11 protein-coding genes are annotated in these 12,816 nt (G+C 73.2%); 3 read left to right on the top strand and 8 right to left on the bottom strand.

Annotation, left to right across the window (positions count from 1 at the left end):
- Positions 1-56: 56 nt before the first annotated feature.
- The 5 genes from GFH48_RS36860 to GFH48_RS40220 all read right to left on the bottom strand — a co-directional run bounded on the left by GFH48_RS36860 (position 57) and on the right by GFH48_RS40220 (position 4,427).
- Positions 57-1,199, bottom strand: a complete 1,143-nt coding sequence (locus tag GFH48_RS36860) for an LLM class flavin-dependent oxidoreductase (protein WP_153292391.1) — start codon at positions 1,197-1,199, stop codon at positions 57-59.
- A gap of 14 nt (positions 1,200-1,213) precedes the next feature.
- Positions 1,214-2,386, bottom strand: a complete 1,173-nt coding sequence (locus GFH48_RS36855; RefSeq protein ID WP_153293302.1) for an SfnB family sulfur acquisition oxidoreductase — start codon at positions 2,384-2,386, stop codon at positions 1,214-1,216.
- Positions 2,387-2,455: 69 nt separating this feature from the next.
- The gene (gene ssuE / locus GFH48_RS36850; RefSeq protein WP_153292390.1) at positions 2,456-3,010 is read right to left on the bottom strand and encodes an NADPH-dependent FMN reductase; all 555 of its coding nucleotides are present in this window, start codon (positions 3,008-3,010) and stop codon (positions 2,456-2,458) included.
- Positions 3,011-3,045: 35 nt separating this feature from the next.
- On the bottom strand, positions 3,046-4,170 hold the full coding sequence (gene sfnG / locus GFH48_RS36845; RefSeq protein WP_153292389.1) for a dimethylsulfone monooxygenase SfnG: 1,125 nt from the start codon (positions 4,168-4,170) through the stop codon (positions 3,046-3,048).
- A gap of 173 nt (positions 4,171-4,343) precedes the next feature.
- On the bottom strand, positions 4,344-4,427 hold the full coding sequence (locus tag GFH48_RS40220) for a putative leader peptide (protein WP_351633613.1): 84 nt from the start codon (positions 4,425-4,427) through the stop codon (positions 4,344-4,346).
- Positions 4,428-4,564: 137 nt separating this feature from the next.
- Here GFH48_RS40220 and GFH48_RS36835 point away from each other — a divergent pair, with 137 nt between their 5' ends.
- On the top strand, positions 4,565-5,563 hold the full coding sequence (locus GFH48_RS36835; protein WP_194280783.1) for a LysR family transcriptional regulator: 999 nt from the start codon (positions 4,565-4,567) through the stop codon (positions 5,561-5,563).
- 34 nt (positions 5,564-5,597) lie between these two features.
- Positions 5,598-7,580, top strand: a complete 1,983-nt coding sequence (locus GFH48_RS36830) for a hypothetical protein (protein ID WP_153292387.1) — start codon at positions 5,598-5,600, stop codon at positions 7,578-7,580.
- Between the two features lie 71 nt (positions 7,581-7,651).
- Here GFH48_RS36830 and GFH48_RS38765 read toward each other — a convergent pair whose 3' ends face one another.
- The 3 genes from GFH48_RS38765 to GFH48_RS36820 form a co-directional block, all read right to left on the bottom strand.
- Positions 7,652-7,819, bottom strand: a complete 168-nt coding sequence (locus tag GFH48_RS38765) for a hypothetical protein (RefSeq protein WP_194280782.1) — start codon at positions 7,817-7,819, stop codon at positions 7,652-7,654.
- 149 nt (positions 7,820-7,968) lie between these two features.
- A complete protein-coding gene (locus GFH48_RS36825) occupies positions 7,969-10,086 on the bottom strand; it encodes an MMPL family transporter (protein WP_153292386.1) in 2,118 nt (705 codons plus the stop codon).
- Positions 10,087-10,285: 199 nt separating this feature from the next.
- A complete protein-coding gene (locus tag GFH48_RS36820) occupies positions 10,286-10,807 on the bottom strand; it encodes a MarR family winged helix-turn-helix transcriptional regulator (protein WP_381923432.1) in 522 nt (173 codons plus the stop codon).
- A 152-nt stretch (positions 10,808-10,959) separates the two neighbouring features.
- Between GFH48_RS36820 and GFH48_RS36815 the strand changes: the two genes are divergently transcribed.
- Positions 10,960-12,495, top strand: a complete 1,536-nt coding sequence (locus GFH48_RS36815) for an SDR family oxidoreductase (RefSeq protein WP_153292385.1) — start codon at positions 10,960-10,962, stop codon at positions 12,493-12,495.
- The last annotated feature ends 321 nt before the right edge of the window (positions 12,496-12,816 follow it).

Below are 12,816 nucleotides of genomic sequence, written 5' to 3'. Positions count from 1 at the left end.
TGCCGGGTTCCCGTAGGGCTCAGGCGCACCAGGGCGGTCCCGACGGAGTCGCCCGTTCAGCTCGTGAAGGGGACCTGGGCCGCCGGCACCGGTGACGTCTCGAACGGGTGGTGCCACAGGCCCCGCGCTGCGAGGCGCGGCAGGACGTTCTCACCGAACCAGTACGCCTCCTCCAGGTGGGGGTAGCCGGAGAGGACGAACTCGTCGATGCCGAGGGCGTGGTACTCGGCGACGCGCTCGGCGACCTCGTCGTGGCTGCCGACCAGGGCGGTGCCCGCGCCGCCGCGGACCAGCCCGATCCCGGCCCACACGTTCGGGTGGACCTCCAGGCTCTCGCGGCTGCCGCCGTGCAGCGCGCGCATGCGCCGCTGTCCCTCGGACTCGCTGCGGGCGAGCCCGGCCTGCACGGACTCCACGGTCTGCGGATCGAAGCCGTCGAGGAGCCGGTCGGCCTCGGCCCAGGCCTGTGCGGAGGTGTCGCGGGTGATGACGTGGAGCCGGATGCCGAACCGGAGAGCGCGTCCCTCGCGCTCCGCGAGCCGGCGTGCCCACGCGATCTTCTCGGCCACCTGCGCCGGCGGCTCCCCCCAGGTCAGATAGACGTCCGCATGGCGGGCGGCGACCTCGCCCGCGATCGGCGACGACCCGCCGAAGTAGATCTCGGGCACCGGGTCGGGGACGTGGGCCAGTCTGGCCTCCTCGACCCGCAGGTGCTCGCCCGACAGGTCGACGGTCTTGCCGTCCCACAGGTCCCGGACGATCCGCAGGAATTCGCCGGTACGGCGGTAGCGGGCGTCCTTGTCCAGGAAGTCGCCGTAGGCGCGCTGTTCGTGGCTCTCGCCGCCGGTGACCACGTTGAGCAGGAGCCGGCCCCCGGTCTGCCGCTGGAAGGTGGACGCCATCTGCGCGGCGAGCGTCGGCGAGACGAAGCCCGGCCGGAAGGCGACCAGGAACTTCAGACGCTCGGTGTTCTGGCTGACCATCGCGGTGGTCAGCCAGGCGTCCTCGCACCAGGCGCCCGTGGGGGTGAGCGCGCCGACGAAGCCCAGGTCCTCGGCGGCGCGGGCGATCTGGCTCAGATACCCGACCGTCGGCGGCCGGTCGCGGCCTGAGCCGGTGACCGGCGTGCCGTGGCCGCCGCCGACGACGTGCCGGCTGTCTCCGTTGGTGGGCAGGAACCAGTGGAAGGTGAGGGACACGTGGAGGTCTCCGTTCAGAGCAGGCCGTGACGGGGTGGCGGGGTGCCGTTGAGCGCGTACCGGCCGATGTGCTGGATCTTCCAGCGGGCCGGGTCGTGCAGGGTGTGGGTGCGGGCGTCGCGCCAGTGGCGGTGCAGATTGAGGGAGTCGAGGGCCGAACGGGTACCGGCCAGTTCGAAGAGGGCGCCCGCCACCTCCACGGCGGTGGCGGAGGTGTGCACCTTCGCGGCGGCCACGGCGATCGACGCCTCGGCCGCCGACTCCTCGGTGAGGTCGTCACGGGCCGCGTCGACCGCGCGGGCCGCGGCGCCGAGCAGTGCCTCGGACGCCCGTACCCGGACCGCGAGTTCACCGAAGCGCTGGATGAGCAGCGGGTCCTCGGCCGCGGTCTCCACTCCGCTCTCGAACCACGGCCGGCTCTTGGTGCGGACGAAGTCGGCGGCTTCGGCGAACGCCCCGGCCGCGATCCCCGCGTCGATCGCGGCGTGCAGCAACTGGGCCACCGCGCCGTGGAGTTGCGGTCCGCGGAAGGTGAGGTGGTGCGGGACGACCCGGTCGGCGGGTACGGGGACGGCGTCCAGGTGGACGGTGCCGCTCGCCGTCGTGCGCTGCCCCATGCCGTCCCAGTCGTCGACGACCTCGACGCCCTCCGCGTCCCGGGGGACGTAGGCGACGTGCAGCTCGTCGTCCTCGGTGCGGGCCAGGACGGGTATCCAGTCGGCGAAGAGGGCGCCCGTGGAGTAGTGCTTGACGCCGGTCAGGAGGAACGAGCCGTCGGGCCGCGGGTCCAGACGGGTGCGGATGTCCTGGACGTGCCGGGTGCCCGCCTCCGACTGGGCGTTGCCGAAACGCCGTCCCTTCAGCACCTCATCGAAGAAGAACGCCTTCTGCTCCGGCGAGCCCTGACGGCGGATCACGTTGACGTACACGAAGTGGTTCTGCGGGATCTGGGCGAGGCTGGCGTCGGCGGATGCCAGCAGCCGGAAGATCTCCGCGAGGGTCTCCTGCCGCACATCCGCCCCGCCGTACTGCGCGGGCACGGTGACGGCGAGCAGCCCGGAGGCCGAGAGTCGCGCCAACTCAGCGCGCGGGAGCCTCCGTTCGGCGTCCCGTATGGAGGCTCCGGTGCGGAACTCGGCGGCGAGCGCGGCGGCGACGGCCAGTGCCTCGGCGTCGTCGGCGATCACCTCGGCGGGCGAATGGACGGGCGTCCCGCGGCCGGCCGCGTCGTCGGGCGTCGTCTGCGCGGACACGGGTCAGCCCGCCGCGGCCAGCAGCGGTGTGCGGCCCAGGGCCGCCGAGAACTGGTCGACCACCTGGGCCAGGGCCTCGGCCGTGCCCGGCGCCAGGGTGACGCCACCGTCCTCCCCGGTGGTGATGTCCTTGTCCAGGGTGAACCAGCCCTGGACGATGTGCGCCGCGCCCATGGAGTTGAGCACCGGCCGCAGGGCGTAGTCGAGGGCGAGGACATGCGCGGTGCTCCCCCCGGTGACGAGCGGCAGCACGGTCTTCCCGGTCAGCGCGTACTGCGGGAGCAGGTCGAGCAGCGCCTTGAGGACACCGGAGTAGGCCGCCTTGTAGACGGGGGTGCCGATGACCACACCGTCGGCGCGGGCGAAGAGTTCGGTCGCCTCGACGACGGCGGGGTGCTCGAAGTCCGCGCCGAGCAGCGCCTCCGCCGGAATCGTACGGACGTCGAGCGGGGTCACCCGATGTCCCTGCGCGACCAGCCGCTCGTCCAGGTGACGCAGGAGTTTCGCGGTACGGGAGGAGACGGAGGGACTGCCGGAGACGGACAGGACGGTGGCCATGGGCCCTCTTTCGTGAGCGGCGTAGGGGTCGGGTCTCAGACGTGCGCGGGGGCGGACTCGGGCTCGGTGTCCGGCAGCCCGGCCTCCAGCTCGCGGACGAGGGGCAGCACACGGCGGCCGAAGTACTCGACCTCCTCGTGGTAGTGCAGGAAGCCGAGCAGGAGGAGGTCGACGCCGAGGCGCTTGTAGGCGACGATCCGCTCGGCGATCTGTTCCGGGGTGCCGATCAGCCCCGTACGGAAGCCGTCGTTGTACTGGACCAGGTCCTCGAAGCGGGAGTCCTGCCACATGCCCTTGCCGTCGGCGGTGGACTGTCCGGCCTGTTTCACCGCGGCGCCGAAGCCCTCGACGGCCTCGGTGTCGGCCCGGGCCACGATCTCGCGCAGGGTGTCACGGGCCTCGGTCTCGGTGTCCCGGGCGATCAGGAATCCGTTGAGCCCGAACCGGGGTGGCCGGCGCCCGGCCCGCTCCGCCGACGCCCTCACGTCCGCGATCTGTTCGACGACTCCGTCGAAGTCCTTGCCGTTGGAGAAGTACCAGTCGCTGACCCTGCCCGCCATGGCGCGGGCGGCGGTGGAGTTGCCGCCCTGGAAGATCTCCGGGTGCGGACGCCCGGGGGAGCTGAGCGGCTTGGGCTTCAGGGTGAAGTCACGCAACCGGTAGAAGTCACCGGCGAGTTCGGTGTGGTCCTCGGTCCAGATCCGGCGCAGGGCGTGGATGAACTCCTCCGAGCGGCGGTAGCGCTCGTCGTGCTCCAGCCACGGTTCGCCGAGCGCGGTGAACTCCCCTTTGAACCAGCCGCTGACGACGTTGACGGCGAAGCGGCCGTTCGACAGATGGTCGGCGGTGGCGCCGAGTTTGGCCAGGACACCCGGGTGCCACAGGCCCGGGTGGACGGCGGCGATGACCTTGAGCCGCCGCGTGGCCAGGAGCAGGGCGAGGCTGAAGCTGGTCGACTCGTGCTGGAACTCGGCGCCGTAACCGGCCATGTAGCGGACCTGGGTGAGCGCGTAGTCGAAGCCGTTGTTCTCGGCCAGGACGGCCAGTTCGCGGTTGTAGTCGTATCCCCAGTCGGTGCGCTGCTCGATCGTGCTGGTGACCAGGCCGCCGCTGACGTTGGGGACCCAGTAGGCGAAGCGGACGGGTTCGTTTGCGGACACGAAGAACTCCCGGTGTGCGGAGGGGGCATGACGAAGGGCGGCCCGGCGTGTCCTGGGGAACGCGGGCGGAGAACGGCATGCGGCAGGGAGCGGAGAAGGCGGCGCTGTGCCCGCGGGGGAAGTTCACCTGCGGGCGGGCGGCCGGTGCGAAGGGGACCCTACCGTCGGGATCGTCAGGCTTCGCGACAACAGAAGGCGCTGGAGACACGCGCGAGATCGACGTGGCGTCGTCGCGTGAGGTCCGGTCGCTTCTTCATGTGGCCGATCGTGGCAGCCGCCGGTCAGGACCGTCAAGGAACGGCGGCCCGGTCTCGCATCCCGGACCGGCGAATTTCACGAAGGCGTGACAGGGCAGCCCTTGAACCGCCCGCGTCGGCGGTCGCATGCTGCTGATGTGCGCACCGAGCAACTGGAGTACATCGCGGCGGTCACCCGCCTCGGCTCATTGCGCCGGGCCGCCGAGGAACTCCATCTCTCACAGCCCGCGCTGAGCGAGACCGTACGGAATCTGGAGCGGGAGCTCGGCGTCGACCTCCTGGAGCGCAAGCGGTCCGGGGCCCGGATGAGCGCCGAGGGGCGCGAACTGCTGCCGCACATCATCAACGTGCTGGACGCGGTCGACCGGCTGCGCGGCGCGGCGGGCGAGCAGCACCGCGTCAGCCGGATGGTCCGCGTCGGCACGGTGAACGCGGCGACGGTGCCGCTGCTCATCCCGGTCGTCCGGGGATTTCGCGCGACGCACCCGCAGACACAGGTCGAAGTGGTCGGCGCACAGCAGACGGAGATCCACCGGGCCCTCTCGGAGGGCGGTTTCGACCTCGGGCTGGTGAACCACCTGGACGGCGACGACATGCCCGCCGGCTTCGAGACCACCGAACTGCTGCGCGGACGGCCGGTGGTGTGCGTACGCCCGGACAGTCCGCTGGCCGCGTCGTCCGCCGTGTCGCCGGCCGATCTCCTCGACGGGCGCGAGCCCTTGATCGCGATGCGCTCCGGCTATGTCATGCACCGCTACCTGCACCGGTTCCTGGAGGGCCGGGGTCCGTCCCTGTCGTACTCGACCGACGGTGCGGAGATGGGCAAGCTCATGGTCGCCGAGGGTCTCGGCGTCACCGTACTGCCCGACTTCAGCGTCATCGGCGATCCTCTGGAGCGGTGCGGGACCCTCACGTACCGGCCGCTCACCGACGGCACGACCCGCGTCCTGCTGATGCTGCGGCGCCGCAGGACGGACTCCGTCCCGCGCGCCGCGGGCGACCTGCACGACGCGTTCGTGCGCAGGTCCGCGGAGCTCGGCGGCGATCTGGCGGCCACGGCCCGGGCCGGCGGCGACCGCCCGGGGGCGCCGTCCTGTGACCATCCGAAGAGTCACTCGTTTGACGGATCGGCGTGACAGGACGCCAGCACCTTCGGAAGGCATTCGTTCCATGCCCCTCCCTCCGTTTCCCCGTGCCGTCCGCCGTGGCAGGTCCGGACTCGACCGGGCCGAGGCCGCCCTGGTCGAGGAGTACAGCGACCTGGTGCGGCTGGCGTATCTGACGCTGCCGTCGTCGCTGAGCAGGCACCGTCGCATTCTCGTGGCGCACTCCCTGGTGCAGCGGTCGCTGCGGGGGACGCGGCCCGGACGAGCCGGGCCCCTGGTGCCGGCCCCGCGGGGGACGGCGCGCCAGTCCCTCGCGGAGAAGGACCGCCTGCGCGGACGGGTCGTGCGCTCCGCCCTGGCGCACGGCCGGTCCCCGCGCGGATGGCCCCGCGGGATGCCGCCGCCCCGTACGGTCCTTCCGACGCTGCCCGTCGTCTGGGGGCTGCGGCTCTTCCCGCGCGCGGGCGGGGCCGAGGAGCTCGCCCTGAGCCAGGCCCTCGCGGGTGCGTCGGCCGCGGGACGGGCGGCGTTCGTGCTGCGCCGGGTGGACGGGCTCGCCGACGCGACGGTCGAGTCCCTGCTGCGCACGGCGGGCGTCCCCGACCCCGAGGGCGCCCTGCGGTCGGCGAACCGGCTCGACGAGTCGGCGGGGGCGGCGGCGCGGACCCTGCTCACGTCGAGGGAGTTCGACGCGTGCTCGGTGCTGACCCGGCCCACCGATCTGCTGCGCCGCAGACGGCGGGTGCGGTTCGTGTGGGCCGCGCTGACCGCCGCCGTGATCACCGGGCTGGTGCTGACGGTCGCCGGCCAGGGGTCGGCGCCGTCCCGGCCGGTCACCGGCGCCCGTACCGGCGGGGGGCTGCCCCGGCCCGAGGACCTGGTGCGTACCGCCGGGGACGTCTGGGCCGACACCTCCCGGGTCGACCTCACCGCGTGGCCCGCGCGGGGCACCCGCGTGAACGACCGGGAACTGCTGGTCAGGGCTCTGTCCACATGGGGCGGCCCCGCATCCGCACGACGGGTCACCATGACGCCCGGCACCCCCACGGACCCTCCACCGCACTCGCCCCAGTTGCTCTACGCCGGGAACGTCGGCGGCGACGCCGTGGTGCTCCTGTACGACGGCCGGCGGGTGGTGCGCTACAGCGAGCCGCTCGACGCCCCCGGGCCCGGTGCGCTCGCCCTCGCGCGGGCCGACGACGCGGACGTGACGACCGCCGCCGCCCTGGTCGTCCACCGCGGTGCCCGTGGCGCGCGGTATCTGCTCGCGCCCTGGATCGCGGAGGCGTCCCGCCGCGACCTGCTGCGCCCCGACTCCCCCGCACGGCCGGTCGGCGTCGCCCGGGACGGGGTCACCGCGCCCGTCCCCGCGCCCAGCAGGAAGGCGGCCTGCGACACCCGGCCCGTGCTGCAACTGCGTTCCTCCGCGCGCATCGTGGAGAAGCACGCGTTCCTGCTGACCGACCTCGGCGAGTTGTCCCCGGCGCACCTCACCTACACCCCGCTGCCGGGGCACGGGAGCCCTCCGGCCCGGGAACCCCGCGAGGCGACCGGCGGACCTGCCCTCCTCGCCTGGGCTCATCTGGCGTGCGGGCTCGAAGAGTTGCGGGGCACGGGGGTCCGGGCGGTCAACGCCTGGGACTTCGCCGAGCAGGAGTTGCCGGAGCGGGGCGGACACGCGGTGTGGACCTGCGCGCGGGCCTCGACCTGGCGCGGGCCCGGTGACGTGGAGCTGGTGCTGCGTGCCCCGGCCTCCTCCCCGTCCGCTCCCGCGGAGGTGGTCGGCCGGGCCCGGTCCACCGCGGCCTGCGGCAGGTTCGGCCGGCACGTGGTGGCCGACGTCCACTGGCGTTCGCGCACCGGGCGCTGGTATCTGCTGGCGGCCGGCAGCCGGGCGGTCACCCGTATCGACGTGAGCGGCGAGGTGACAGTCCGGCAGCGGGGCCGGACGCTCGCCGTCCGCGCGCCGAGGGACTCCCGGACCCGGGTGTCGGCCCGTCTGGGCAACGGCACCTCACTGGACCCGGTCGGTGATCCCGGTCGGTGACGGGGTGACAGCGTGAACGCGGCGCGGCCCGTCGCGCGGGCCCGGCCCGCCGACCGGGCGTGCCGGGCCGCTCAGTCCTCGTCCCCGGACGGGACGACCACGAGGAAGGCATCCGACTTCAGATCCATCACGACGGTGGCCGGCTGGCCCTCGGTACGGCGTCGGGCGGCGTACTCCTCCGCCGTCCAGGATCCGCGCGGGGACCCTGCGGGAAATCGTTCCAGCACCTTCGCGCCCATAGCGGCGGACACCTCCAGCTCCGGCTTCCGACTCGGACCGCCGAGTCGCCTGGAATCCACTTGCCCGCGTTTTCCGTGTACATGCCCGGGAGGGCCGTGGCGGTCGCGGCGGGACCCGGTGCGGACGGGCCCGGCCGCGGACGGCCGTCTCAGACGGTGACGTGCTCCTCGACCCCGGGCAGCGGGGCGGGCTCGCGGCTGAGCCGTCCCGGCCACCACGCGCGTCGCCCGATGTCACGGACGAGTGCGGGCACCAGCAGCGAGCGCACCACCAGGGTGTCGAGCAGGACGCCGAAGGCGACGATGAAGGCGATCTGCACGAGGAAGGCCAGCGGGATGACACCGAGGGCGGCGAAGGTCGCGGCGAGGACCACGCCCGCCGAGGTGATCACCCCGCCGGTGCTGACGAGTCCGCGCAGCACCCCCTGGCGCACACCGTGGATCAACGACTCCTCCCGGACCCGGGACATCAGGAAGATGTTGTAGTCCACGCCGAGGGCCACCAGGAACACGAAGCCGTACAGCGGAACGGACGCGTCGGTGCCGGTGAAGCCGAAAACATGGCGGAAGACGAGCGAGGAGATCCCGAGGGTGGCGAGGAAGTTGAGCGCCACCGTGGCCACGAGCAGCACCGGCATCAGCAGCGAGCGCAGCAGGCCCACCAGGATGACCAGGATGATGGCGAGCACCACGGGCACGATGAGGGTGCGGTCGTGTTCGGCGGTCCGCCGGGTGTCGTACTGCTGGGCGGTGTAGCCCCCGACGAGCGCGTCGGCGTCCGGCACGGCGTGCACCGCGTCGCGCAGTCGCGCCACGGTGTCGGTGGCCGCGCCGCTGTCGGCGGCGGCTCGCAGGGTGGCGTCTACGCGGACGCGGCCGTCGACGACCTGGGGCGCTCCCCCGCCCGGACGTCCGGACGCCGTGACCGCGACGGCCGACGCGACCCCGTCGGTGGCACGCGCCGCCGCCGTGACCTGGTCGACGCGGTCCGCGTTGGCGATGATCACGGCGGGGTTCCCGGAGCCGCCCGGGAAGTGCCGTCCGAGACTCTCCTGCGCGGCGACGGACGGCGCGTCGTCGACGAAGATCTCGTCGAGCGGAACGCCCTTGGCGGTCAGCGTGGGCGCGAAGGCCGCGCAGGCGAGCAGCCCCACCAGGGCGCCCGCCCAGACCTTTCGCGGCGCACGGTCCACCAGGGCCGCGACCCGGTTCCAGACGCGGCTGCCGCCCCGCGCGTCACCCGTGGCCCGGGGCGCGGCCGGCCAGTAGGCGGCGGGCCCGAGCAGCACCAGGACGGCCGGCAGGAAGGTCAGCGAGCTCAGTACGGCGCAGACCACGCCGATGGCGCCCACCGGTCCGAGCGCCCGGTTGTTCGTCAGATCGCTGAGCAGCAGCGCCAGCAGGCCGAGGGCGACGGTTCCCGCGCTGGCGACGATGGCACCCCAGGACCGGCGCAGCGCCGCCCGGACGGCCGCGAACCGGTCGGCGCGCAGGGCGAGTTCCTCGCGGTAGCGCGCGGTCAGCAGCAGCGCGTAGTCGGTGGCGGCGCCGATCACCAGGATGGAGAGGATGCCCTGCACCTGGCCGTCGACGCGTACGACGTCGTGGGCGGCGAGCGCGTAGACGATGGCGCAGGCGAGGCCGAGCGCGAAGACCGAGCCGAGGATGATGACGAGCGGCAGCAGCACGCTGCGGTGGACGAGCAGCAGGATGACCAGCACGGTGGCGAGGGCCACCCCGAGCAGCAGTCCGTCGATCCCGGCGAACGCGTCGGTGAGGTCCGCCTGGCTGGCCGCGGGCCCCGCCGTCCGGGCGGTCGTCCCCGGGACGCGCTCGGCCGCCGAGCGGATCCGGTCGAGCGTGTCGGGGAGCCGCTTGCCCAGGTCGGGCCTCAGTTGGACGACACCCTCCAGCGCCTTGCCGTCGCGCGACGGCAGTGCGGGGGACGCCTCGCCGACCACCCCCGGGACGCCGGTCAGCGAGGCGAGCGCGCGGGTGGCGGCGGCCTGCCGGGCTCCGGTCGACGTCCCGCCGTCGTCGACGGTCCAGACGACGATCGCGGGCAGCGTCTCGGCCTGCTGGAAGGCGCGCTGCCGGGCGACCACCTCGGTGGACTCGGCGCTGCGCGGCAGGAACGCGGCCCGGTCGTTGGTCGAGACCTCGCCGAGCCGGCCGGCGTAGGGGCCGAGGGTTCCTCCGATGCCGAGCCAGGCGACGAGCAGGACGACGGGGATCAGCCACAGGGCCCGTCGCGGGGTGAGGGACATCGCTCTCCAGGTGTCACGGTGTCACGCGGGGCACTTGTCTCAATGATCAAGAATCTCAATCATTGAAATATCTTGCAGAATCGTAGACCATCAGGACCCTGATCCCGTTCCCCCCGCCCTTCCCCTCCAGGCGCCGGACCGGATGCGCCGCGGCACCCTTCTCGTCGCCCGACCCGCTTCGGAGGCCGCCGCGCCGGGCTCAGCGGCCGGGTGAGCGCACGGTGGAGAGTTCCTCGTTCATCTCGGCGAGGAAGCGGAGCACCACGGACAGCTCGTCCTCGTCGAAACGGTCGCGCACCCGCGCGGTGACCTCGGCGAGCGGCCGGAAATGGGCGCGGGCCGCCGTCCTGGCCTCGGAGACGTAGTGCAGGTGGACCACCCTGCGGTCGGGACTCTCCCTGACCCGCCGGATGTGGCCCGCGCGTTCGAGCCGGTCGAGACAGGCCGTGACCGCGCCCGAGGTGAGTCCGAGATGGTCGCGCAGCCGGCCGGGGGTGAGCGGCTCCGGCGCGTCGAGGATCGCGGCCAGCGCCTGTACGTCGGTCGCGTGCAGACCGTGTTCACCGGCGAAGGCGTGCACCAGACGGTTGATCTCGCCGTTCATGCGGCGCAGCTGCACCGCGAAGGCCTGGAGACCGGTCGCCTCGGCACCCTCCAGCCCCCGACCGCCCTCGGGCGGCGGGTCACCCGCCCGGTCGTCACCGTCGTCTCGTCTGGCCACGCGATCAGCCTATAGAAGTCCGCCGTCCGCCCCCTCGTGGATCCCCGGTCGCCGGAAAGACCGCTTGCGCGCATCCACCGTCACCGCCCGCGTGGAAGGCATCACGAGGGGAGTACGGAAAGGGGGCGACGCGGCGAACGACGGAGGGACCCATGAGCGAGGACGACACCGGCCTGCGATGTCTGGTGACCGGTGCCACGGGCTACATCGGCGGACGGCTGGTCCCCGAGCTGCTGGCGGAGGGACACCGGGTGCGCTGTCTCGCCCGCTCCCCCGCCAAGCTGCGCGACTACCCGTGGGCGGGCGAGGCGGAGGTCGTGCGGGGCGACGTACTGGACGCCGACTCGGTGGCCGAGGCGATGCGTGACACGGATGTCGCGTACTACCTCGTCCACGCCCTCGGCACGGGCCACGACTTCGAGGCGACCGACCGCGAGGCGGCGCGGATCTTCGGCGAGCGGGCCCGCGCGGCCGGCGTCCGGCGGATCGTCTACCTGGGCGGCCTCACCCCGCCGGGTGTACCGGAGACGGAACTGTCGCCGCACCTCAGATCCCGTACCGAGGTCGGCCGCATCCTGCTGCACTCCGGCGTGCCGACCACCGTGCTGCGCGCCGCGGTGATCATCGGCTCCGGCTCGGCGTCCTTCGAGATGCTGCGCTACCTCACGGAGCGGCTGCCGGTGATGGTCACGCCGAGCTGGGTGCACACCCGCATCCAGCCGATGGGGGTACGGGACGTGCTGCGCACCCTCGTCGGCAGCGCCCTGATGCCCGCGGACGTCAACCGCACCTTCGACATCGGCGGCCCCGAGATCCTGACGTACCTGGAGATGATGCGGCGGTACGCGACCATCGCCGCCCTGCCCCGCAGGCTCATCTTCCCCGTGCCGGTGCTCACCCCCCGGCTGTCCAGTCACTGGGTCGGACTCGTCACCCCGGTACCCGCGTCCATCGCGCGCCCGCTCACCGAGTCGCTGCGGCACGAGGTCGTGTGCCACGAACACGACATCGTCCGGTACGTGCCCGATCCGCCGGGGCGTCCGATCGGCTTCGACGAGGCGGTGTCCCTGGCGCTGCAGCGGGTGAGGGACGCCCAGGTCACCACGAGGTGGTCGTCGGCCTCGGTGCCGGGCGCGCCCAGCGATCCGCTCCCCACCGACCCCGACTGGGCGGGCGGCAGCCTCTACACCGACCGTCGCGAGCTGACCGTGGACGCGCCGCGCGAGGCCCTGTGGAAGGTGATCGAGGGTATCGGCGGCGACAACGGCTGGTACTCCTTCCCCCTGGCCTGGGCCGTGCGCGGCTGGCTGGACCGCATGGTGGGCGGTGTCGGTCTGCGGCGCGGGCGACGCGACGCGACCCGCCTGCGGACGGGCGACTCGCTCGACTTCTGGCGGGTCGAGGAGATCGAGCCGGGCCATCTGCTGCGGCTGCGCGCGGAGATGCGGCTGCCGGGGCTGGCCTGGCTGGAGATGTACGCCGAGACCGGCGACGACGGCGGGTCACGGTTCCGCCAGCGGGCGCTGTTCCACCCGCACGGGCTGCTGGGGCACGCCTACTGGTGGAGCGTCTCGCCGTTCCACGCCGCCGTGTTCGGCGGCATGGCCCGCAACATCGCGAAGGCCGCGGTGAAGCACGCGGCCGACAGCGCCCCCGCGACGAAACCGGAATCCGCGTCCACTCCCTGACGGCCCGCCCCCTGTCCCCCGGCCCATCGCTTCGCCCCTGCCTCCGCCCTGCCCCCGACCTCGCGGTGTCCGGTTCCGTCCCGCCCTCGCCCCCGTTATCTTCTTCGCGGTCCTGCAAGAGGGCCGCTGGCCTCCGGGCCCGGCATGACTGTTCCCCCCTGTCGAAGGCATGACCTGGGGGGTGGTGCCACCGGGCCCGGGAGGTGCCGTCGGAGACGCTGATCAGAGGTCCGGCCACCACCCGGTCCGGCGCAATGCCGGACAGCTCACGGGCGGCAGGTCTGCATAACGTGGATGCGCGCGTACGACACCACTGCCGAG

The sequence above is a fragment of the Streptomyces fagopyri genome, assembly GCF_009498275.1.
Taxonomy (GTDB): Bacteria; Actinomycetota; Actinomycetes; order Streptomycetales; family Streptomycetaceae; genus Streptomyces; species Streptomyces fagopyri.
Note: the sequence above shows the minus strand (reverse complement) of the source record. Positions and strands in the feature narration are given on the sequence as shown.

What these genes read in the sequence shown, in the direction of transcription:
- ssuE (WP_153292390.1), bottom strand. Translation starts at nt 3,010, where the DNA reads ATGGCCACCGTCCTGTCCGTCTCCGGCAGTCCCTCCGTCTCCTCCCGT.
- GFH48_RS40220 (WP_351633613.1), bottom strand. Translation starts at nt 4,427, where the DNA reads ATGAAGAAGCGACCGGACCTCACGCGACGACGCCACGTCGATCTCGCG.
- GFH48_RS36830 (WP_153292387.1), top strand. Translation starts at nt 5,598, where the DNA reads ATGCCCCTCCCTCCGTTTCCCCGTGCCGTCCGCCGTGGCAGGTCCGGA.
- GFH48_RS38765 (WP_194280782.1), bottom strand. Translation starts at nt 7,819, where the DNA reads ATGGGCGCGAAGGTGCTGGAACGATTTCCCGCAGGGTCCCCGCGCGGA.
- GFH48_RS36825 (WP_153292386.1), bottom strand. Translation starts at nt 10,086, where the DNA reads ATGTCCCTCACCCCGCGACGGGCCCTGTGGCTGATCCCCGTCGTCCTG.
- GFH48_RS36815 (WP_153292385.1), top strand. Translation starts at nt 10,960, where the DNA reads ATGAGCGAGGACGACACCGGCCTGCGATGTCTGGTGACCGGTGCCACG.